Origin of the sequence: Rhizobium sp. SL86 (assembly GCF_026672545.1) — a bacterium.
In the GTDB taxonomy this organism is placed as follows: domain Bacteria; phylum Pseudomonadota; class Alphaproteobacteria; order Rhizobiales; family Rhizobiaceae; genus Neorhizobium.
The window spans coordinates 818,830-841,713 of the sequence record NZ_JAPPRJ010000002.1; the positions used below are offsets into that span (position 1 = coordinate 818,830).

The following is a 22,884-nucleotide window of genomic DNA, read 5'->3' on the forward strand; positions in this document are numbered from 1 at the left end:
GGCGTCTACCATTCTTGTTGCGCTGGACGTTATTCAATCACGCGACCAGCGATTTGAAAATACCACTTTCTTTGTCCAGCGCTTCGAACGTGCCGTCCTCGGCGATCTGGCCGCGGTCGAATACGATGACACGATGAAACAATCGTGACAGCGATGTGTTCGACAGAACCCACACGACTGACGCATTTGTGTTCTGCTCATGCAGGAACCGCAGGGTCGATGCGACGATCTCTTCCTGGGCACGACGATCAAGACCCGGCAGTGGCCGGTTCAAGATGTAGAAGTCCGAACGGCGCACAAGCGCACGCGCCAGAGCAAGCTTGTGGCGCTGCGCAAGGGTGAGCCGGCGTCCGCCCGAACCGACGTCAAAACTCATGCCAAGCGCGATGAAGCTCTCGTACAGGCCTTGCTGGTCCATGATGCGGGCTGCGACCGGCCGGATCTTTGCCGGTGCATCGGCCACACGGTAGGAGAGTTTACCGAACAGCACGTTTTCGCGCAGCGTCGCCGCGGCCATGTAACGGTGCGGATCGTAACGCTCCACCCGACCGCGGATGGCGGCGGGCAGGTTCTCGTAGAACCGGTCACGGGCCGAAACGATCGTCTCCATCACGTCCGGGGTCAGCACGCCGAGACGATAGCGGGGTTCGATATAGTGCAGGCTGAGACGGATGATCGCCCGTTTCTCCTCCTCGGAAACACCCTTCTCCGTCCGCGCCTGGAGGCGCTGCAGGAACTGCTGATAGAAGATGATGTCCTCGGCCGTGATGCGCTCCAGCTGCTGATAGAACGGATGGTCCGGCGGCAGTCCGGCAAAGATTTCAACCAGGTTGTCGGCAATGGTCAGTCCCATGCCGTACAGCATGTCGGACAGCTGGGTGCTGTCCAGCACATCAAAGACCTCCGGGCTTTCGGTGATGTCGGCATCGCCGTTTCCAGCACTTCGGGTTGCAGCAAAGAACAGGTTTTCGCCAACCGTCGCCTCGCTATTGTAGGCTGACGGATCGAAATGCGCGACGATATGCGCGAGCCCCTCCTCCTCCAGCGTCCGGCGCAAGGCGTGGCGCATGGCAACGACACGTTCGGCAAGCAGCGGGTTCTCTTCCGGATCGAGAAAGGAATGCAGCGCCAGTTCCATGACGTCTTCGGTCAATTGCACCGCGTCGAGCGCCCGCATGATCGACTGTTTCAGATCATCGTCGAAGCCGCGCAGGACGGAGGTCGAACGGCGGTCGATCCAGTCGGCATGCAGGTCGAGATCCGTATTGCCGGCAAGTTTTGCCTCGTTGATCTCCCAGCGCCGCGTCACCGCCTCGCGACCATTATAGCTCACCGTCGACGTGGGGGCGTGTTTCAACCCGTAGAGCAGATTGTCCTTCAATGTACCGTGGAAGAAATAACTGTCAGGCGACACGTAGGAAATCCGTCGGCCGGACACCGATTCCGGCAGCTCCAGAATGTCGGCATCGCCGAGCGTGATGCGGCCTGAAACCGGCCAGACCAGCCGCCCGAAAGCCTTCGCAATGCCCTCGGCGCCGCTGCCGGCATTGTCGATAATCGCAACTGTCTCCCCGCCATCGATCCGCAGCGTCGCATTTTCAACGATCTTGACGCCACTGCCATCGATGATCGTCACATTGTGGGCGCTGAGAGGGCCATCCGGATGCGCGGGCATGATGGCATCCGGCTCGTGCAGGGTGGCATCGATCAACTGACCGGGATCGAACTGTTCGAGGAGCTGCTCGTACTTGACCTGCACATCCTGACGCGCCTGGTCCCAGTCGATCAACTCCTTCAGCGGCCCGGGAAGATCCTTGTAGGCATTGATGACGGCAACCAGCTGGCCGACGTCGAGCGAACCGCGCAGCGCGAAATAACCGCCGATCGAATAGAACAGAAAGGGCGTCAGCTGCGACAGGAAGTTGTTGACGAACTTGACGAGGAACTTCCACTGGTAGAGATCGAAACGGATCTTGTAGATCTGCCCGAGGCGATGGGCGATGTCGGCCCGCTCGTAATTCGACGTATCGAAGGCATGGATCGTCTCGATCCCGTCGACGATCTCGCCAACCTTGCCTGCCAGGTGGCGTGCGGTGATCTGACGCTGACGTCCGAGATCGATCAGGCGTCGGCGCATCTTCGGAATGATGCCAACCTGGATCGCCACCATCACGGCCGCGATCATGCCCAGCCAGAAATTCTGCAGGAAGATGAAGAAGAGGGCCGCCGCCGCCTGTCCACCGAGCAAGGCGGGCTGGACGAAGGCATCCCCGGTGAAGCCGCCGAACGGCTCCACCTCGTCCTTCACCATCGTTGAAACCTCGGCGCCATGCGTTTGCTTGAGCGCACTTGGCGGAAAGCGCAGGACCCGGTCGACGAGTTCGTAACGGATGCGCCGCAGCAACCGCTCGCCCAGACGCCCCTTGTAGGTGTTGATGTAGAACTTGAAGAGACCATTGATGACGACGAGAAGCAGGAAAACCCCGCTCAGCGCCATCAGCATCGACAAACGGTCCAGTTCGATCCCCTCAAAGGAAATCGTCCAGCCGAGCAGCGGAAGGCGGAAATCGAAGGCCATAAACAACGCCGTGGCATCGGGCGTCTCAAACCCCTCCCCCTGAATCGGGCCGTTGATGATCTGCTTCGGCAGATCAAACGCCGCAAAATAGGGAATCATCGACAAGAGCACGATCGTGAGAATCCAGATCTGCTGCTTGCGGGTATGATTCCAGATGTATCGGAGAAGGTTAGGTTCCATCAGCAATCAGTCATCAGCGTTCCGCGAGGCCGCGGCAGACCCGCTGGGGAGGGCCGAGGTTCAGCGTGGAACGATATACGAAATCGGTGGTGCGTCGCAAACAAACCCAGGGATGCTGTGCGGCACCCGACATCAAAGTTTCAGGTGGTGTGTCACAAGTGCTTCATATTCAAGATGTCACCGGCGGATCGGCACCATCCCAGCGAAGGGGGATCGGCGAGATAGCGATTTCATCCCCACTTGCCAAGACCTGTTCGGACTGACGAGCGGATGGCGGATCGACGCGCAATGCATGATCAAAAAATGCGCATGCAATAAAAGTAAACATTTCCCGTTGACAGGCGACGCGTGGCTGGCTCTATTTGTATAGTCATAAGCGACCAGGAAATGGTCGATCACGGGAACAGCTGCGGGCAGATCGAAGGAACGGGAGTCCACAATGATGCACAAAAGACATTTCCTCAAGGCAGCGCTTGGCGCCGCCATGCTGTTGGGTGCCACGCTTTCCGCCCATGCGGAAGACGTTTTTGCCAAGGCCAAGGCGGCAGGCGTTCTGAAGGTCGGCACGGAAACCGCCTTCGCGCCTTTCGACTTCATCGACGCCGGCACGCATTCCGGCCTCAATGTCGATCTCTTCGCCGAAGTCGGCAAGGAGCTTGGCGTTAAGATCGAATGGGTCACGCTGCCGTGGGAAGGTGTGCTTCCGGGTCTCGAAGCCGGCAAGTTCGACGTGGTCGCCGGCCCGGCCACCATCACCAAGGCGCGCATGGAACGTTATCGTTTCTCCGCCCCGATCGCCGAAGCCACCGTTGCGATCCTCAAGAAGGCCGGCGCTCCGATCAGCAAACCGGAAGACATTGCCGGCAAGGCGGTCGGCGTCGGCAAGGCAACCGCCCAGCTGGCGCAGCTGACGGAATATTCGGCAACGCTTCCGACCAAGGTCGATATCCGTGAATATCCGGCCTTCAACGACGCCTATGCCGACATGGCCGCCGGCCGCATCGTCGCCGTCGCCAATTCACTGCCGAACATCGCCTTTGTCGCCAAGCAGCGCGCCGGCATGTTCGAAGTGGTCCAGCCGCCCTTCGGCAAAAAGACCTATTTCGGTTATGTCGGCCGCAAGGACGCCGATTACGCCTCGCTGATGGATGCGATCGATGCCGCGCTCATCAAGATGAAGGGCGACGGTCGCATGGCCAAGCTGCAGGAAAAGTGGTTCGGCACGAAGTTCGACACGCCGGACGCCGTCAAGGAACCGGCGATCTGACCCCGCATGTCAGGCCGGCCCTCTTGGCCGGCCTGATCCCGCCGCCCGGCCGAACTTCGATGTCCGGTCACCTTCGCTGCGACGGATCACTCCATGTCGTTCAAGCTTTTCTCCCTGCTGGTTCAGGCATCGGTCTGGACGATCGGCATCAGCGCCATCTCGATCGCGCTGGGTTTCCTGATCGCCATCGGCCTGTCGGCCGCGCTTTTGTCCCGCAAGCCTCTCTACCGGAAGCCGGCGGAATTTTTCATCAGCTTCTTCCGCGGCGTGCCGCTGCTGGTGCAACTGCTGCTCATCTATAATCTTCTGCCGTTCATCGGCCTCAACGTGCCAAGCATCGTCGCGGCCATCGTCGGTATGTCGCTCTGCACCGCCGCCTATCAGGCTGAAAACCTGCGCGGCGGTTTCGAAAGCGTGCCGAAGGGGCTGACTGAGGCCGCCGACATGGTGGGCTTCTCCCCGCGGCAGGTCTTCCTGCGGATCAAGGTGCCGATCGCGCTGCGCCTGACTTTCCCGGCGCTGGTTAATGAGGCGATCATGATCCTGAAATCCTCTTCGCTTGTCTCGGTGGTGGGCATCGTCGAGATCACCCGCATGGCGCAGGACCTCGCCTCCTCCACCTATATGCCGATCGAAATCTTCTCCTCGGCGGCGCTCATCTATCTCGTCATCTGCTGGGCCGTCGCCCTCGCCGGACGGTATGGCGAACGTTCCCTGCCGGGGGTTGCCAAATGATCTTCGATCCGAACGTCATCCTCAAACACCTGCCGGAGATCATCAGCGGGACCGGCGTGACGCTGGCGCTCTGGCTCGCCGGCATGGCGCTCGGCATCCTCATCGGTTTCCTCGTGGCCACCCTGCGCCGTTATGGCGGCCGGTTGATCGACCTGCCGCTTGGCCTTGCCGTGGAAGTGCTGCGCGGCACGCCGTTCCTGATCCAGATTTTTCTCGTCTATTACGGCGGCCCCTTCATCGGCATCTCGCTCGATCCGATCCCCTGCGGCCTGCTCGGGCTCAGCATCTATGCGGCGGCCTATTATTCGGAAATCTTCCGCGCCGGTTATGCCTCCGTGCCACACGGCCATGTGGAGGCGGGCGAGTGCCTCGGCCTCACGCAATTCCAGATCATCCGCCGCATCCTTTTGCCGGAAATGGCGCTGATCGTGTTGCCGCCCTCCGTCAACCTCGCGGTGATCCTCCTAAAGGAATCGGCCGTGCTGTCGATCATCACCGTGCCGGAACTGACAACCACGGTCAGCGCCATCGGGTCGCAGGAATATGCCTTCCTGGAAGCGATCTTCCTGCTCGCCATCATCTACTGGGTGATCGTCGAGTGCGCCGCCCGTCTCGGACGCCTCGCCGAAACCCGTCTCTCCACCTTCAGGTTTGCCGCATCATGACGCTTCCCGCCATTTCCGTTCGCAGCCTCGTCAAACGTTTCGGCACATCCACCGTCCTGCAGGAGATCGATCTCGATGTGCCGGAAGGCAAGGTCTCCTGCCTCATCGGCCCCTCCGGCTCCGGCAAGAGCACGCTTTTGCGCTGCCTCGCTTTCCTGGAAGAGGCCAGCGAGGGCATGATCACCGTCAATGGCGAAGCACTGGGCTTCTTCGAAAACTCCAAAGGCGAGCGCGAAAGGCTGCCAGCCGCGCAGATCCGCGCGGTTCGTTCGCAGATCGGCATGGTGTTTCAGCAGTTCAATCTCTGGCCGCACATGACGGCACTCGGCAATGTCTCCGAAGCGCTGAAAACCGTGCACAAGGTGCCGAAGGCGGAAGCCGAAGAGCGGGCCATGGTGCAACTGACCAAGGTCGGCCTTGCCAACCGCGCCGGGCATTACCCCTCGCAATTGTCCGGCGGCCAGCAGCAGCGGGTTGCCATTGCCCGGGCGCTGGCACTTTCGCCAAAAATCATGCTGTTCGACGAGCCGACCTCGGCGCTCGACCCGGAACTCACCGGTGAAGTGCTGAACGTCATGCGCGAACTTGCCGCCGAGGGCATGACCATGGTCGTCGTCAGTCACGAGATCGGTTTCGCCGCGACCGTCGGCCACCAGATCAGCTTCCTCGACCAGGGCCGCTTGCTCTTCACCGGTCCGCCGTCGGAAATCTTTGCCAAGCCGCGCCATCCGCGTCTCGAACAGTTCCTCGATACCTATCTGGATCGAGGCGCCTCCATGCTGGCCTGAAAGCATGGACAGCACGCCGCAGATCCCGGTCCCCCGTCATTCCGCCAGCGGTTCGGCCGCGCCGGTGTCGCTGCATCGGCGTATCCTGCAGGATATCGAGGGCAATATTCTCTCCGGGCGCTGGCCGGCGGGTCATCGCATTCCCTCCGAACAGGCGCTGACCGAAACCTATGGCTGCTCGCGCATGACGGTCAACAAGGTGCTGACGGAGCTTGCGCGCGCTGGCCTGCTGCTGCGCCGGCGCAAGACCGGCAGCGTGGTGATGCCGCAGGAATCCCACAGCGCGATCCTCGAAATCTACGATATCGGCGACGAGGTGCGCGCCCAGAACCTTTCTTATCGCCACCGGGTGATCGAACGAAGGCTGCGTGCGCCGACCAAGGCCGAGCGGCAGCTGGTCAGCCTTGCACCGCGCAGCACGGTTCTGGCGCTTACCGTGCTGCATCTCGGCGATGAGGCTCCCTTCTGCCTGGAAGAGCGGATCATCAATCTCTCCGTCGCGCCACAGGCGAAAGAGCAGAGCTTCGAGGAGCTTGCGCCCGGCCGCTGGCTGGTGATCCATGTGCCATGGAATGCGGCGGAACATCATATTTCCGCGGATGCGGCCTCCGAAAGGCAGGCGGAACTTCTGGGAATGGCGCCCGGCGCGCCGATCCTGGTGGTAGAGCGCCAGACCTGGCGACTGGAGGAGACGGTGACCCGTGTCCATCTGAGCTATCCGGGCCGAAGCCACGCTCTCACGGCCCGCTTCAAGCCGCTCCATCCCCTGAATTCAAGACCATCGCCCTGAAAGGAAGCCGCCATGGCGCGCCCCGACAAGCTCAAGCTTGGCACCTTCGTTTATACCTTCGGCTTTAACCCGGCCGCCTGGCGCCATCCGGATGTGGACGTTCACGGCGCCAACAGGATCGACCACCTGCTGAACGTGGCGAAGATCTCCGAGGCGGCGAAATTCGACTTCATGTTCCTGGCCGATTCACCGGCGGCCGCTATCGGCGACCCGGAAGCCCTGTCGCGTTCGCCGACCAAGATGAACCGCTTCGAGCCGCTATCGCTGATATCGGCACTGTCCGTGCTGACCGAAAAGATCGGTTTTGTCGCCACCGCCTCGACCAGTTTCTACGAACCGTTCAACATCGCCCGCATCTTTGCCTCCATCGATCACCTGAGCGGCGGCCGCGCCTGCTGGAACGTCGTGACCTCGGATCATGACGAAACGGGCTACAACTACAATTTTGATGGGCTGCCGCCGCACAGTTGGCGTTACGAACGCGGCGCGGAATTTGTCGATGTCGTCTTCGGCCTTTGGGACAGTTTCGAACCGGATGCGCTGGTGCTCGATAAGGCCTCCGGTCTCTATTACGACAAGGACAAGCTGCACACGCTGAACCACAAGGGCAAACATTTTCAGGTGCGCGGGCCGCTGAATATCGCGGCCTCGCCCCAAGGGCGCCCGGTGATCGCCCAGGCCGGGGGATCGGAACCCGGCATGGAACTTGCCGCCCGCACGGCAGAAATCGTCTTCAGCCTTGCCTCAAACCTGGAGCGCAACAAGGCGTTTGCCGAAAACGTCAAGGGCCGCATGGCCAAATATGGTCGGCAGACAAGCGACCTGAAGATGATGCCCGGCGTCGTCATCAATGTCGGGCAAACGAAAGCGGAAGCCCAGGCGAAGGTGGATTTCCTGATCGATAATCTCCACCCGGATGTCGGCCGCTGGATGCTCGGCGAATTCCTGGAGACCGATCTCTCGGGTGCCGCACTCGATGAACCCTTCCCGATGGAACGGCTTCCCGCCGAACCGAAGGGCTCGAAGGCGCTCTTCGTGGAACTGACCGATTACATCCGGAAAGGCCACACGCTCGGTCACCTGATCCGCCATTACGCGGAAAAGAGCACCGGCAACGGCATCACCGGCACCCCGACGGAAATCGCCGATTTCATGGAGGAATGGTTCGAGGCGGGCGCTGCCGATGGCTTTATCCTGATGTGCCCGACGCTGCCGGCGAGCCTCACCGATTTCGTCGAGCTTGTCCTGCCGGAACTGCGCCGCCGCGGCCTCTTCCGCGACGACTACGAAGGCTCCACCTTGCGCGAGAACCTCGGCCTGTCGCTGCCGGTCAACCGTTACGTGGCAGCGCGCAAGGGGTGAGTAATCCGGTCCCTGCCCACTGAGCAAAAAAGGCAGTGATGATGGGGCGGGACCGCGCGTCATGCTCCGTCTCCCCGCCTGCGGGGAGAAGATGGCGGCAGCCGGTTGAGGGGCCAATCGCCAACCTCTTCGGAGACTTAGCCCCTCACCCAACCCTCTCCCCGCAAGCGGGGCGAGGGAGAGAGCGACTGCCTGAGGATCAGTCCTCGCTCTGCGAGCCGCCGCCCTTGCCGGAAATGATCTCGCGCTTGCCGACATGGTTGGCGGGGCCGACGAGTCCCTCCTGTTCCATCCGTTCCACCAGCGAGGCGGCGCGGTTGTAACCGATCGACAGCCGCCGCTGGATGTAGGAGGTCGAGCACTTACGATCCTTCATCACCACCTTGACGGCCTTTTCGTAGAGATCGTCGCCATCTTCCGCGCCCATGCCGGTCTTGTCGAAGACGGCGGCATCGCCCTCGTCCTCGTCAGCGACCTCGTTTTCGTCTTCCGTGACGGTGCCGAGATAATCCGGGCGACCTTGCGCCTTCAGGTGGGTCACGACATGTTCGACCTCGGCATCCGAGACGAAGGGGCCATGCACGCGGCTGATGCGTCCGCCACCGGCCATGTGCAGCATGTCACCCTGGCCGAGCAGGTGTTCGGCGCCCTGTTCGCCAAGAATCGTGCGGCTGTCGATCTTCGACGTCACCTGGAAGGAGATGCGCGTCGGGAAATTCGCCTTGATCGTGCCGGTGATGACATCGACGGACGGACGCTGCGTCGCCATGATCAGGTGGATGCCGGCGGCACGCGCCATCTGGGCGAGACGCTGGATCGCGCCTTCGATCTCCTTGCCGGCGACCATCATCAGGTCGGCCATCTCATCGACGACGACGACGATATAGGGCATCGGCGAGAGATCGAGTTCCTGATCCTCGTAGACGATCTCGCCGGTGTTGCGATCGAAACCGGTCTGGACGCTGACAGTGATCGTCTCGCCCTTTTCGCGCGCCTGGGCGGCCCGCGCATTGTAGCCGTCGATATTGCGTACGCCGAGCCGCGACATCTTGCGATAACGGTCCTCCATCTCGCGCACGGCCCATTTCAGCGCCAGAACCGCCTTTTTCGGGTCCGTCACGACGGGGGTCAGGAGATGCGGGATGCCGTCATAAACGGAGAGTTCCAGCATCTTCGGATCGATCATGATCAGGCGGCATTCTTCCGGGCGCAGCCGGTAGAGCAACGACAGGATCATCGTGTTGATGGCGACCGACTTGCCGGACCCGGTGGTACCGGCAACGAGCAGGTGCGGCATCTTCGCGAGTTCGGCGATGACCGGTTCTCCGCCGATCGTCTTGCCGAGGCAGAGCGGCAGGCGATGTTTCGTCTCCCAGTAATCCTCGCATTCGATGAGTTCGCGGAAGAACACCATTTCACGGACCGCATTCGGCAGTTCAATGCCGATGACGTTGCGGCCGGGCACGACGGCCACGCGGGCCGACAGCGCCGACATCGAGCGGGCAATGTCGTCGGCGAGACCGATGACACGCGAGGATTTGACGCCTGGGGCCGGCTCGAATTCGTAGAGCGTGACGACCGGGCCTGGGCGGACATCGATGATCTCGCCCTTGACGCCAAAGTCTTCCAGAATGCTTTCGAGCAGGCCCGCGCTCTGCTGCAGCGTGTCCGGCTGCATGGCTTCCGTCTGCTGGCCATAGGGCTCCTGCAGCAGCGAAATTGGCGGAAATTCGTAAGCGTCGTCGCTCTGACGGACGGTCATGGCGCCACCGAGACCAAGCAGGCCTTCCGCCTTGCGGCGCGAGACCGGAACCGTGCCGCGGACAGCCGGCTGGGCAGGCGCAGCAGTTTGGGCTGCAACGGTGACAGGCGCCGCTTCGGCAACAATAGCCGCCTGCGGCGCAACCGGTTCGGCAGCCGCAACCACCGGGGCGGCGGCGTGCGTAACCTGCCGTGCCAGCGCCGCCTTCGGTGCCGGGGCTGCAGGCGCGACAGGCGCGCGCATGGCATTGGCAACAATTGCCTCGATCGTTTCCATCTCACCAGGCGCAAAGCAGAGCGGCGCCGTGGCCGGCGCGGGCGCTTGCGGTTGCGCGACCGGTTGCGGCGGTGCTACGGCGACAGCCGGACGCGTGATCGTGCGGACTTCCCGGTAAAGAGACGTGACCGAGGAGGCGTTTTGCGGCACCTGCTGGCGGACGATCTCCGCCGGGCGACCAGCCATCAGTTGCGGAGCCGGACGAGACGCAGACGCGACTGTCTGCGTGGGTGCCGCCATGGGCGGGACCTGCGCCGGCAGATCGAGCGCAATGCCCCCTTCAAAAAAGGCGAAGTCGGACAGCCACACGGGCATGGCCGACGGACCGGTAGCGGGTGCCGCAGCGGGCGCCTGCATGGTCGCGCCGTGAAGTGGCGCGGGTGCCGGCTGAACCGGTGCAGCCATCGGGGCAATCGGCGCAGTCATCGCGACCACGGAAACAGCGGCTTCGACCGGGACCAGGGCCGTGTCCGGCTTGGTTTCTTCCTGCGGGCGGGCGCGCTTGAAGATCAGCGCCCGCGGTGACGGCTGCGGTTTCACCTTCGGCTGGGCGACAAGCGGCGCGGGCTGTGGCGCGTTCATGGCGGATGCAGCACCCTGCAGCGCCTGCACGAGGATTTCCGGTGCGAGCGCCGGGTTGGCATCCGCTGGGGTTACCATATCCACCGGCTCGACCAGTCGACCGGCCGCAGCAGGCACCCGCTCTGCCGGCGCGACGGGGGCAACCTGATCGCGCGGGCGGGGACGGGCAATCACTGCTTCCGGTGTACGTGTGAACCGGACATTCGGCGCGAGCTTGAAGGCCGCCTGCCAGGGCGCCTGTTCGATGGTTGCGGCATTCGGATCGACCGTTGGTCGCGGTGAGGCCGGACCTGTGTTTCCCGTGGCCTCCGGCGCATCCTCGGACGGGTTTTGGGAGGCTTGATGAAAGTTCGTTCTGGGAAACTGCATGATACCGACCACATACTCATTTGGCAGGTCTATGAAATAGAAAATAAAGGTTAATGGCTCCTTTCGGCCGACCCTCCGGCCCTTCATATTTTAGGGGACACGCCTCTTCACTCACATAGCTTGTCTTTGGCTAAATATATGATATCGCGCGTTTTCCTCGCATTATTCAATGGTTCGAGGCATGCACGCGACCGTCAATCGACGTCGTTGCGCCGGCGCCACTGTCAGAACTGCAGCCGGGCGCGAAACCGCTTCAATTTCTCGTACTGACTTGCCCCGAGCGAGGCCTTGAGCGCCTGTTTCACCTGCCGTGCGAGCGGTGGGCGATAGGGGGCGGCCTGCAGGTTACGCGCCACCTGCAGCCCTTCGTCAAACGCGTTCGACCGGTCGAACAGCGTATGCGTCTCAAGGCACAGGACCGGCTTTTTCGACATCTGGGCGATCTTGCGCGCCTGCGGTAACTCGCTTTCGATGAAGAGGATGGCATCAGAGCGGCGGTAATACTCCGCCTTGAAGCTGCCATGCGCGCCCTGCCGGCGGCGTTCCTCCGCACTCGGCAGGTCCAGCATCACCAGTTTTTCATAGGCGATGCCCTGATCTGCCAGCCATCGTTCGGTTTGCGGCCGGTATTTTTCCAAACGGCTGGTCACCAGCGTGCCGAGCGGTTTTGTCGGACGGTGCAGCGGCGCGGCATTCAGCAGGAATTCCACGTAACGCTCGCCGTCATCGTTTTCCGCTTCGGTCGGGTCCTGGCAAAGCACACCGTCGATATCGATGCAGGCGCGGGCAAGAAAATTGTGGTGCATCAGGTTCCATTGGAAGATCCGCGGCTGCGGCAGCACCTCGAAAATGAAGTCGCAACCCTCATGCTCCGGGCGCTGGCCGTAAACGGCGGCATAGATACACTCGTGACCAAAGCCGGCAGCGGCAATGCGCGCGCGCGCTTCCTGCATGGCACTCCCCACATTGATGCTGTCATCGAGGATCAGGACCCGCCTGATGCTGTCCATCGTCACGTTCAGCTTTGCCTGGCTTTTCGTCTTGCCCGACGAGGTCAGCCGCCCGGCGAGATAACCGTCGAGATCGGCCAGCGGCAGATTGGTGAGCAGGCTGAGGAGATTGGCCGCCAGAAGGCCGCTGCGCGGAATGCCGACCACGAGATCGATATCCGCCGGCAGACGTGAGGCGTGCCGGGCAATCGTGGCGTTCAGGTCGTAGATGGAACGGTAGTGCATGGTGTCCTCGACGAGCGGTGGGATCAACTGCTTTTGCGCTGAAGGCGGCGCGGAATCATCCCCAGCAGATTGCGCGCGGCCTCGCGACCGGAGGGGAAGATCAGTGCAATGAGGATGGTGACGGAATAGGTCAGTGACGCGGCAATCGCCGCCTGTGCGATCGGGTTGCCGGGCAGAACCGGGTGAAACCAGAAGAAGCCGCCAAGCGCCAGATGCGCCCCGACGAGGGTCGGGCCCGCCGCGCCCAGCATGTGGCGCGCCGTCACCGGCCCCTTTCGGCCGATGAACCACCACAGGAAAGGCGTGCGCAGATATTCGCTGACCGTATAACAGACCGCGACACCGAAGACGCCGTACGGAAGGCCGATGACGAAGGCGGCAACCGAGGTGGTGGCCGTCACGACACCCCAGATCATGAAGTCGCGCGAGCGCCCTTGCGAGATGAACAGCCAGCCTGCCGGATTGTTGAGCGGCTGCAGCAGACCGGCGAAACCGAGCGCGCTGAAGATCAGCGCACTTTCCTGCCATTCAGGCCCGAGCAAGAAGGGAATGAAGGTGGGCGCCACGATGATCAGCGCAGCAACTCCCGGCACCAGCGCGATCAGAAGCAGCGGCACGACGGTGAGATAGGCCTGCCGGTAACGCGCCGGGTCGTCGGAAAGCCTCGCCAGCGTCGGGACCATCACCCGCGCCAGCGGATTGGTCGCCTGGCGCAACGGCATCAGCATGAGCTTGTAGGCGCGGTCGTAAAGGCCCAGCGGCGCGCCGCCGAGAAAACGACCGATCAGCACATTGTCGGCATTGCGGGCGACAAAATTCGACAGGTTGAAGCCGGTGAGGCCTGCACCGAAATTGACGAGCGCCCGGCCTCCCTCGGCACGACGCGGAAGCCCGGGCCGCCAGCCGCTCAGCGACCAGGCGACGATGACCGGCAGAAGCACGGTCACCAGCGAGCCGCCGAACAACGCCCAATAGGATGGCGAAAGCAGCGCCCAGATGACGGAGGTCGCAAGACCGCCAAGCGCGCCGGCCACTTCCATGGCCGAAAGTGCCGGAAAACGCATGCGCCGGTTGAGCAGTGCCGTATGCTGCGCACCAAGCCCCTGGATCAGCACAAGGCAGCTCATCGCCATCAGAAGCGCGGCAATCTTCGGTTCGCTATAGAAGGCGGCCGCCAGCGGCGCCGTTGCGAAGATTGCCAGCGCCACCAGCCCGCTGATGCCGACATTCAACCAGAAGAGGAAATTGACGTCCTGCCGGGTAATGCCCGGCCGCTGCACGGTCGCCTGGGTCAGGCCAAAATCCTGGAAGATCGACAGAAGGCCGATCACCGGCCAGCTCATCGCGACGATACCGAAGTCGGACGGCGTCAGGAGACGCGACAAAACGATGACGGAGACGATCTGGCAAAGCGCCACCACCGCCTGCGAGGACCCGGTGACGATGGCACCGGCCTGCACCGAACGACGATAACTCGTGTGATCGGGGTCGAACTCGCTGCGGATGGGTGTTTCCGCGCTCATGAAGCAGATCCGGACATCGAGAGGTCACCGGAGGGGCCGGTTGGTCTGCGGGCGGGCGAGAAGCTCTCCGAGCCGCCCGGGATGAGCCGCTCCACGCCGAACAGGCGATGTTCGGTGCGCCGTGCGTCGAGATAGACCGGAAGGGCGGCAGGTTGCCCGAGGCAGACCAGTTGATAGGCAATCTGGCGCGCCTCTTCCGCCTTGTTGATACGGCTCGGCAGAAGTTTAATGCGGTTGGTCACAGGCAGCAGCAGGTTGCCGATGATCTGAACACGAAGCTCCGGCGCAAAACCGGAAAGCGCCCGGCGAAAACCCCTGGCTTCGGCAAAGCTCGGAAAGGCCGAGCGCGCGCCGTGTTCAAACACAGCCCTCAGCGCCGACATTTCCTGCGCCTGAAGTGTCACGGTGACGCCGGTCGTTCCAAGGTTCGCGGCACGGGCGGCGGCCGCCACCAAATCAGCGATCGCGCGCGGCCAGATGCCCTTGCGCGCCATGATCGCCGCTCGCTGCAGAAGCGCCGTCAACTGGGCACGCGGGTCGAGATCCCGGCCCGTCGCGCCGATGCAGAACTCGTCGAGCCCGTGGCTTTCATAGATTTCGTCGAACATCAGCCGGTTGAAGCGAGCCCAGACGGCCTCGGCATCCTTCGACTTGAACCGGGCATGCTGCGGACCGCGTTCGCCCTCGTGGTGGCGCTGGTGGAACATCACCTCCGCAACACCGACGCCGGCAAAACGCCGGGCAAGCCTGAGCAGCATTTGGTAATCCTGCGAGCGGGAAAAGCGGGTATCGAAAGGGCCTACACTCTCATAGCAGTCCTTGCGCACCAGCATGGCGCCCTGCCAGATGAAGAAGTCCTGCATCAGCTTCAGATAAAGCGCCCGCTGGTCCGACGACCGATAGCAGATCAGCGGCTCTGTCACCTCACCCGGCCAGCCGCCATAGAACTTGTCGAGCAGGCCGTAGGAGAAGCCGGCCTCCGGATTTTCCTCAAGCGCCAGGACGAGACGGCGCAACGCATCGGGCGTGGCAATGTCGTCGTCGTCAAAGATCCAGACATAGGGCTGGCTTGCCATCGTGAGCCCGAGGTTCAAGGCGCTCGATTTGCCGCCGTTTTCCTTGACCACGACCTGCACGCGATCGGCATAGGGCTCGAGCCGCGCCACCGTGTCATCGGTGGAGCCGTCCACCACCACGATGATCTCGTGCGGACGCCAGGTCTGGTCGAGAACGCTGTCGATCGACTGGCCGATCAGATCGGCGCGGTTATAGGTAGGAATGATGACCGTGACCGGCGCCGTGCTGCTGTTGACCATGCAAAACCTCGGATGTCAGGGAGACGGATGAGCCGCCTGCGAAAGGTTGAGCACTGCCGCCCGCAGTCAAGGGCGGCAGTGACGATCGAACGTTCAGAGGCGGTGAAGCGCCGCCTCGGCAACCGGAACCTGTTTGGCTGACGGAAGCGCATCACCGGAAAGACGAACCGGCGCCCGACCGATCGAGAAATAGTCCAGCCCGTGCTGGGCGACGGTTGCCGGCGAATACATGTTGCGGCCGTCGAAGATGACCGGGTGGTTCAGCGCCTGACGGATGAGGTCGAAGGAGGGCGAGCGGAAATTCTTCCATTCGGTGGCGACGATCAGGCCATCGGCATGGCGAAGTGCTGCTTCCTTGGTACCGCACAGCACGAGGTCATCACGCTGGCCGTAGATTTCCTGGCACTGCACCATGGCTTCCGGATCGAACGCCTGCACCGTGACACCCGCCGCCCAAAGCTGTTCCAGCAGCACGCGCGCCGGGGATTCGCGCATGTCATCGGTATTCGCCTTGAAAGCGAGGCCCCAGAGCGCAAGACGCCGGCCCTTCAGGTCGCCCTCGAAATAATCCTGAATCTTGTCGAAGAGCACACCCTTCTGGGCGCGGTTGCGGCTCTCCACGGCCTTCAGGATCATCGGTTCATAGGACACGCTTTCGGCTGTGCGGATGAGCGCCGACACATCCTTCGGGAAGCAGGAGCCGCCATAACCGATGCCGGCATAGATGAAGTCATACCCGATGCGGGGATCGCTGCCGATCCCGACACGCACGCGCTCGATATCGGCGCCGACGAGTTCGGCAAGGTTCGCCATCTCGTTCATGAAACTGATGCGGCTCGCCAGCATGCAGTTGGCGGCATATTTGGTGAATTCCGCACTGCGCAGATCCATGACGATCATGCGGTCGCGGTTGCGGTTAAAGGGCGCATAAAGTTCGCGCATCACCTCGATCGTCTCGGCATCGTCGCAGCCGACGATGATGCGGTCCGGCTTGGAGCAATCGGCAACCGCCGATCCTTCCTTGAGAAATTCCGGATTGGAGACGATGCTGACCGACAGGCTGTCGGAGAGACCGCGCTTGGCGAGTTCGGCGGCAATTGCCTCGCCCACCTTCTGGCCGGTCCCGACGGGCACCGTGCTCTTCGTGACGACGATCTTGTCCTCGTTCATCGCCTGACCGATGGAACCTGCCACCTTCAGCACATGGCGGAGATCAGCCGAACCATCCTCTCCGGGCGGCGTGCCGACCGCGATCATCTGGATCGCGCCGAAATCGACGCCCGCGGCGATATCAGTGGTGAAAAGCAGCCGGCCTTCGCTGAAATTCGTCTTGACCAGCGGTTCGAGCCCCGGCTCGTAGATCGGGATGATCCCCTTCTTGAGGTTCTCGATCTTGCCGGGATCAATATCGACGCACAGGACGTCGTGACCGGTCTCGGCCAGAACGGCCGCCTGCACGAGCCCCACATACCCTATCCCGAAGATGGTGATCCGCATTGCTAGTCCTTCCAAATGGGCGCAGGCGTTCATGCCCGGCGGTTGAAAAAATCTTGGAAGCGCTCACTGGATATCTGAGCGGCTATGCATATGTGCAATGCAGCATGGTTTGCGACGACGCGCAAGCGAAAAATGATAATCTATCACATTTTCGTGTTTCTTCAGGGGATTAGCCGGATCGGAATGGCGGTTCGGCAGGCTTGCCAGCAGTCATTTTGCCGCGAAAATGACATGATGCAGCATGGTTATGCTGCAGCGCCGGCAAAGTCGCCCAGGGTCTACCCGCACGAGACGACGGAGAGGACGGTGCCGAGGAATTGCGGCGTTTTTCCGGACATGCCGTTCAGGCGTGCAGTGCCTTACCCAGACCCATCAGGGCCGCCTCCTGCACGGTCTCGCCGAGCGTCGGATGGGCATGGATCGTGGCGGCAATATCCGTCAGCGTCGCGCACATTTCGAGCGCCAGCCCAAACTCCCCCGCCAGTTCCGAGCAACCGGCACCGACCGCCTGAAGCCCCAGAACAAGGCCAGATCCCTGCTCGAAGACGACACGCACGAAACCGTCCGTCCGCTCCAGCGTCAGCGCCCGGCCGTTGGCGCGCAGCGGATAGGTGGCAACACCGACATCCCGCCCCGTTTCACGCGCCTGGTCCGGCAGGAGCCCGGCGACGACCAGTTCCGGATCGGTAAAGCAGACGGCGGGGATCACCCGTTTGTCCCAACCGCTCGAATGTCCGGCCATCGTCTCCGCGACGTGTTCTCCTTGCGCCATCGCCCGATGCGCCAGCATGGGCTCGCCGGTCACGTCTCCGATCGCGTAAACACCGCGCATGGAGGTCTGTCCCCGCTCATCTGTGCGGATGAAACGGCCGTCCCGGTCGAGGCCCAGCTGCTCGACGCCCAGCCCCTCCAGCGCCGGCTGCCGCCCGACGGTGACCAGCACTTTTTCCGCGGCGCTTTCGGTCACGGTCGAGCCATGGCGTACCCGGAGAACGCCCCGTACGGCGTCGTATCCCTCCACCACCGCTTCGACATGCACCGTCACACCAAGCGCCTTCAGCCGTGCCGCGACCGGTCTCGACAGTTCCTCGTCGTATTGCGGCAGGATGTGCGGCTTCGCCTCGAAGATCGATACTTTGGCACCGAGTTTCGCATAGGCCGTGCCGATTTCGAGCCCGATGTAACCGCCGCCAACAATGGCGAGCGTCTCGGGCACAGAGGTGAGCGAGAGGGCTTCGGTCGATGACAGGATATTGCCGCCGAAGGGCAGTGACGGAACCTCGACCGGGCGGGAGCCGGTCGCGATCACCATATTGCGGCAGGAAATGCGCAGAAGCCTTTCCGCCGTCTCCACCTCTGCGGTCTTGCCATCCAGAATGCGCGCACGGCCCTGTACAGACCGGACACCCGCCTTGCGCAGCAGACCGGATACACCGCCGGTCAGCTGCCGGACGACGCCATCCTTCCAGGCAACTGTCTTTGCCAGGTCGATGCCGACGTCCGAGGTGCGGATGCCGAGTTTCGAATGCCCCTCTGCCGCTTCCCGGACCGCGAAAAACTCTTCCGCGGCGTGGATCAGCGCCTTGGAGGGAATGCAGCCGATGTTGAGGCAGGTTCCGCCATGGGCGGATTGCTCCACGATGACCGTCTCCAGCCCAAGCTGGCCGGCACGAATGGCTGCCACATAACCGCCGGGTCCGGCCCCGATGACAAGGACATTGCAGGACAGATCCGTCATCGCTCAATCCTTCATGAAGATCATGGCCGGCGTTTCCAGAAGCGCCTTCATCGTCTGAACGAAGACGGCGGCATCCCATCCATCGATGACGCGGTGATCGAAACTCGCCGAAATGTTCATCATCGTGCGCGGCACGAAGGCCGTGCCGTTCCAACTCGGCCGCACCGCCATGCGGTTGATCCCGAGGATCGCCACCTCCGGTTTGTTGATGATCGGAGTCGTGGCAATCGCCCCGAGCGGGCCGAGCGAGGTGATGGTGATCGTCGAGCCGGACAGGTCCTCGCGTTTTGCCTTGTTCGTCCGGCAAGCCTCCGACAGTCGACCGATTTCCGCCGCGACCTCGAAGAGATCGAGCAGTTGCACGTTGCGAAGCACCGGCACCATCAAACCACCCTCGGTCATCGTGGCGATGCCGATATGCAGGGCGCTCGAATAATGAACTTCGTCCGCCTCGTCGTCATACCGCGCAAAGATCTTCGGATGGCTCCGTTTTGCCTTCACCAAGGTCGCCGCGATGAGCGGCAGAAGCGTCAGCTTCGGCCTGTCGCCGCGCGTCTCGTTCAGCTTCACCCGCAGTGCCTCGATTTCGGTGACATCGACCTCCTCGACCACGGTAATATGCGGAATGCTGGCATTCGCCTCGCTCATCCGCCGGGCGATCATCCGACGCAGACCGGCAAGCTTGACCGTCTCCACGCTTTCCGGCTGCGATCGGAGAGAGGACGTCGCCGCACCTCCCCCCTGCCCTGCCTGCTGGAACAGCGCATCGAGATCGGCATGGGTGATCCGCCCCGCCGGCCCGCTTCCGGAGACCTGGCGCAGATCGATACCACCGTCGCGCGCCCGCTGCCGCACGGCAGGCGATGCCAGAACCGAAGCGCCTTCCGCGCGTGGCGGGATCGCAGAGTTATGCTGCATCGGCTGCGGAGCAGACGCGGCTTTCCGTGTGCTGGTATCGACGTCAGGAATGGGCGAAGGCGTCGTCTCCATGGCCGATTCGACAGGCGTGACGCTTTGCGCTGCTGCCGCCGGCTCTGCAGCCGGCGCGACTTGCGGCTCCTTTTCGAGGCCTGCAGCAGTATCGTCCTCAATGCGGATCAGATCCGAGCCGATCGCCAGTGTCTTGCCCACCTCACCGCCAATCCAGATAACCTTGCCGCTGTAGGCAGATGTGATCTCGACGGTCGCCTTGTCGGTCATCACCGCGGCAATCGGGTCGTCCTCGCGCACCAGATCGCCGGGTTTCACCAGGATCTCGGCGACTTCCGCCTCGGTGACACCTTCGCCGACATCCGGCAGTCTGATTGTTCGGATTGCCATCGTCAGACCTCCATCACCGCTTCAAGCGCCCGGCAGACACGGTCCTGGCCGGGGAAATAATCCCATTCCAGCGCATGTGGATAAGGTGCGTCCCAGCCCGTCACGCGCTGGATCGGAGCCTCCAGATGGTAAAAACAGGCCTCCTGCACACAGGCGATGATCTCGCCCGCAAGGCCTGAGGTCTTGGTCGCCTCATGCAACACGATGCAGCGGCCGGTCTTGCGCACCGACGCCTCGATCGCCTCCAGATCGAGCGGCAGAAGCGACCGCAGATCGATGATCTCTGCATCGATGCCCGCCTTTTCCACCGCCGCTTCTGCAACGAACACCATGGTGCCGTAGGTGAGGATGGTCACCGCCTCGCCCTCGCGATGAACGCGCGCCTTGCCGATGGGGATCGCGTAGTGTCCCTCCGGCACTTCCCCCAGCGCATGCGTCTTCCAGCTTTGCGCCGGTGCCTTGTGATCGCCGTTGAAGGGACCGTTGTAGAGCCGCTTCGGTTCCAGGAAGATCACCGGGTCCGGACATTCAATCGAAGCAATCAGCAGGCCCTTGGCGTCATAAGGTGTTGCCGGCTGCACCACCTTGAGGCCCGCCACATGGGTAAACAGCGCCTCCGGGCTCTGGCTGTGCGTCTGGCCGCCAAAGATGCCGCCGCCGGTCGGCATGCGGATGACGAGCGGGCAGGAAAACTGCTCGTTCGACCGATGACGGATGCGGGCGGCCTCCTGGGTGATCTGGTCATAGGCGGGAAAGACATAGTCGGCGAACTGGATCTCGACACAGGGTTTCATCCCCTGCGCCGCCATGCCGATGCCAAGCCCGACGATGGCGCTTTCGTTGATCGGCGTGTCGAATACCCGTTCTTCGCCATATTTCTTCTGCAGCCCGGAGGTGCAGCGGAAGACGCCGCCGAAATAACCGACATCCTCGCCGAAGACGATCACCTGCGGGTCGCGCGCCAGCATGACGTCCATTGCGTCCCGCAGTGCCTCGATCATGGTCAGATGCGGCATGTCAGACCCCCATTTCCTGGCGCTGGCGACGGATATGCTCCGGCATGTCGGCATACACGCCCTTGAAGATGCTGGCGCCCGGAATGGGTTTTGGATCGATCATGGTGCCAGCCGCTTCGACACGCTTCTGCACCTCGATCACCTCGGCCAGAATTTCCGCTTCCGCCTGCACATGCCGCGCCTCGCTCCATTCGTCGCGCAAAATCAGGTGCTGCTTCAACCGTTCGATGGGGTCGCCGAGCGGCCAGGCTTTTGCCTCGTCCTTCGGCCGATAGGCGCTTGGATCGTCCGAGGAGGAGTGGGCGCCGACACGATAGGTGTACCATTCGATCAGGATCGCGCCGAGGCCCGCCCTCACCCGCTCGGTCGCCCAGCGGGTGACCGCCAGCACGGCCAGATAATCATTTCCGTCGACGCGCAGTGCCGGGATGCCATAACCCAGCGCGCGGGCCGCATAGGTGCGGCCATGACCCCGCGCCACGCCGGTATAGGTGGATATCGCCCATTGATTGTTGACGACGTTCAGAATGACCGGCGGCCAGTAGGAGGAGGCAGACAGAAGTGCGGTGTGAAAATCGTTCGATGCCGTCGAGCCGTCACCGATCCAGCCGACAGCAAGATTGTCCTTGCCCGTCAGCGCATTCGCCATCGCCCAGCCGACCGCATGCACATATTGAGTGCCGAGATTGCCGGAGACGGTGAAATAACCGTAATCGCGCGCCGAATGCAGGGTGGGCAACTGCCGGCCCTGGAGGGGATCATAGGCGTTGGAATAAAACTGTCCGATCAGTTTTTCGAGCGGATAACCGCCGGCAATCAGCAGGCCCTGCTGGCGGTAGGTCGGAAAATTCATGTCGCCCGGCTTCAGGCGTCGCTGGAAGCCGCAGGCGATCGCTTCTTCGCCGATGCCCTGGATATAAAAGGACATCTTGCCCTGACGCTGCGCGTTCATCATCCGCATATCGATGATCCGCGAGGTCATCATGTGCCGCAGGCCCTCCCGCAAGGCCTCGGGCTCCATGTCCGACAGATAGTCGGCCCAGGGGCCAACCGCCGCGCCATGATCATCCATCACCCGGATCAGGGAATTGGCGTGTTCGATGCAGTCCTGCGCGACAATGTCGAGCGGCGGCACGGGCAATGCCCCGGCAGCGGGAATCTCGAGCGCCGAGAAATCCGGTTGATCGCCCGGTCTGGCCGGCGGATGGGCGAAACAGAGTTTTGTATGCGAACTCACGGTCTTCTCCTCCAAAGACGTGTAGTCGGGCAACTGCGACTAGGCAGTCGGCGGGGGCAAAAATGGATTAGGGGTTCGGCGACGACCTTCCTCCTTCGGGTGGGGCAGGCAGATGTGTAAAAGGGCGGCGCGCCGCAGTTGACACATGCGCGGTCAGGTCGGGCACCCGATGGCAACCCCACCAGCACTTGCAGGCGGGTGACAGGCCGCGACATCTCCTCCATGCGCCGTCTGGTCTCGACATATCGACCCCCTCCCAAGGGCACTTCATGTCTCAATGACTGACGACGATTGTAGCGGCGCGTCGGTGAAATTTCCGAACTTTGTTTTCGCTGGTTTTGATCTAATCCGCACGTGCGCGATGCGCTGAACGAAACTCTCGGTCGTGGCGGTCAAGGCGAAGCCGCGACCAATCCGACGAGTTGATGGCATCAATCCTAACCGGCGGTTAAGCATGTCCCATTTTGGTTTATGTGACATATTATTGCAATAAGACGCAATCCAGCCGGCAATATTTTCACAAATGTCTGTTTTTATTAGGCAATTTCATTTCCGTCATCCACGAACCGTTTCCGGCAGCAGAACACCCCCGAAACGGTCATTAGGGATTTGCTAACGCGTCCTTCCTAGCTTCCGGCTGTCTCCTGG

Annotated in this window: 16 protein-coding genes; 6 read left to right on the top strand and 10 right to left on the bottom strand. The window is 62.3% G+C overall.

The features are described 5' to 3' along the window. Positions 1–37 precede the first annotated feature (37 nt). Positions 38–2,758, bottom strand: a complete 2,721-nt coding sequence (locus OU993_RS15980) for an ABC transporter transmembrane domain-containing protein (RefSeq protein ID WP_268159038.1) — start codon at positions 2,756–2,758, stop codon at positions 38–40. Positions 2,759–3,200: 442 nt separating this feature from the next. Here OU993_RS15980 and OU993_RS15985 point away from each other — a divergent pair, with 442 nt between their 5' ends. The 6 genes from OU993_RS15985 (at position 3,201) to OU993_RS16010 (ending at position 8,365) form a co-directional block, all read left to right on the top strand. Continuing rightward, a complete protein-coding gene (locus OU993_RS15985) occupies positions 3,201–4,025 on the top strand; it encodes a transporter substrate-binding domain-containing protein (protein WP_442792988.1) in 825 nt (274 codons plus the stop codon). A 93-nt stretch (positions 4,026–4,118) separates the two neighbouring features. Further along, on the top strand, positions 4,119–4,760 hold the full coding sequence (locus OU993_RS15990; protein ID WP_268159042.1) for an amino acid ABC transporter permease: 642 nt from the start codon (positions 4,119–4,121) through the stop codon (positions 4,758–4,760). Beyond that, positions 4,757–5,425: an amino acid ABC transporter permease gene (locus tag OU993_RS15995; RefSeq protein WP_268159044.1), complete on the top strand. Its 669-nt coding sequence runs from the start codon at positions 4,757–4,759 to the stop codon at positions 5,423–5,425. Before OU993_RS15990 ends, OU993_RS15995 begins: the two co-directional genes overlap by 4 nt. Continuing rightward, positions 5,422–6,213 carry an amino acid ABC transporter ATP-binding protein gene (locus tag OU993_RS16000; RefSeq protein WP_268159046.1) on the top strand — a complete coding sequence of 264 codons (792 nt, stop codon included), beginning with the start codon at positions 5,422–5,424 and terminating at the stop codon, positions 6,211–6,213. The genes OU993_RS15995 and OU993_RS16000 overlap by 4 nt, the downstream gene beginning before the upstream one ends. A 4-nt stretch (positions 6,214–6,217) precedes the next feature. Beyond that, positions 6,218–7,003 (top strand): histidine utilization repressor, encoded by a 786-nt coding sequence (gene hutC / locus OU993_RS16005; RefSeq protein WP_268159048.1) that lies wholly within the window; start codon positions 6,218–6,220, stop codon positions 7,001–7,003. A 12-nt stretch (positions 7,004–7,015) separates the two neighbouring features. Then, a complete protein-coding gene (locus tag OU993_RS16010; protein WP_268159050.1) occupies positions 7,016–8,365 on the top strand; it encodes an LLM class flavin-dependent oxidoreductase in 1,350 nt (449 codons plus the stop codon). Between the two features lie 199 nt (positions 8,366–8,564). On the opposite strand, the gene OU993_RS16015 is transcribed toward OU993_RS16010, so the two are convergent. The 9 genes from OU993_RS16015 to OU993_RS16055 all read right to left on the bottom strand — a co-directional run bounded on the left by OU993_RS16015 (position 8,565) and on the right by OU993_RS16055 (position 22,236). Beyond that, positions 8,565–11,354: a DNA translocase FtsK gene (locus OU993_RS16015; RefSeq protein ID WP_268159052.1), complete on the bottom strand. Its 2,790-nt coding sequence runs from the start codon at positions 11,352–11,354 to the stop codon at positions 8,565–8,567. A 224-nt stretch (positions 11,355–11,578) separates the two neighbouring features. Next, positions 11,579–12,616 (bottom strand): phosphoribosyltransferase family protein, encoded by a 1,038-nt coding sequence (locus OU993_RS16020; protein WP_268159054.1) that lies wholly within the window; start codon positions 12,614–12,616, stop codon positions 11,579–11,581. Further along, positions 12,613–14,112 (bottom strand): lipopolysaccharide biosynthesis protein, encoded by a 1,500-nt coding sequence (locus OU993_RS16025; protein ID WP_268159056.1) that lies wholly within the window; start codon positions 14,110–14,112, stop codon positions 12,613–12,615. The genes OU993_RS16020 and OU993_RS16025 overlap by 4 nt, the downstream gene beginning before the upstream one ends. Beyond that, a complete protein-coding gene (locus tag OU993_RS16030; RefSeq protein ID WP_268159058.1) occupies positions 14,109–15,428 on the bottom strand; it encodes a glycosyltransferase family 2 protein in 1,320 nt (439 codons plus the stop codon). Before OU993_RS16030 ends, OU993_RS16025 begins: the two co-directional genes overlap by 4 nt. A gap of 93 nt (positions 15,429–15,521) precedes the next feature. Continuing rightward, positions 15,522–16,925, bottom strand: coding sequence for a UDP-glucose dehydrogenase family protein (locus OU993_RS16035; protein WP_268159060.1), 1,404 nt, complete (start codon positions 16,923–16,925; stop codon positions 15,522–15,524). A 343-nt stretch (positions 16,926–17,268) separates the two neighbouring features. Then, the gene (gene lpdA, locus OU993_RS16040) at positions 17,269–18,663 is read right to left on the bottom strand and encodes a dihydrolipoyl dehydrogenase (RefSeq protein WP_268159062.1); all 1,395 of its coding nucleotides are present in this window, start codon (positions 18,661–18,663) and stop codon (positions 17,269–17,271) included. 3 nt (positions 18,664–18,666) lie between these two features. Next, a complete protein-coding gene (locus OU993_RS16045; protein WP_268159064.1) occupies positions 18,667–19,983 on the bottom strand; it encodes a dihydrolipoamide acetyltransferase family protein in 1,317 nt (438 codons plus the stop codon). Positions 19,984–19,985: 2 nt separating this feature from the next. Next, complete coding sequence (locus OU993_RS16050; RefSeq protein WP_268159066.1) at positions 19,986–20,999, bottom strand: alpha-ketoacid dehydrogenase subunit beta; 1,014 nt, start codon at positions 20,997–20,999, stop codon at positions 19,986–19,988. A 1-nt stretch (position 21,000) separates the two neighbouring features. Beyond that, entirely contained in the window at positions 21,001–22,236 is a 1,236-nt protein-coding gene (locus OU993_RS16055; protein WP_268159068.1) for a thiamine pyrophosphate-dependent enzyme, read from the bottom strand. Positions 22,237–22,884 lie beyond the last annotated feature (648 nt).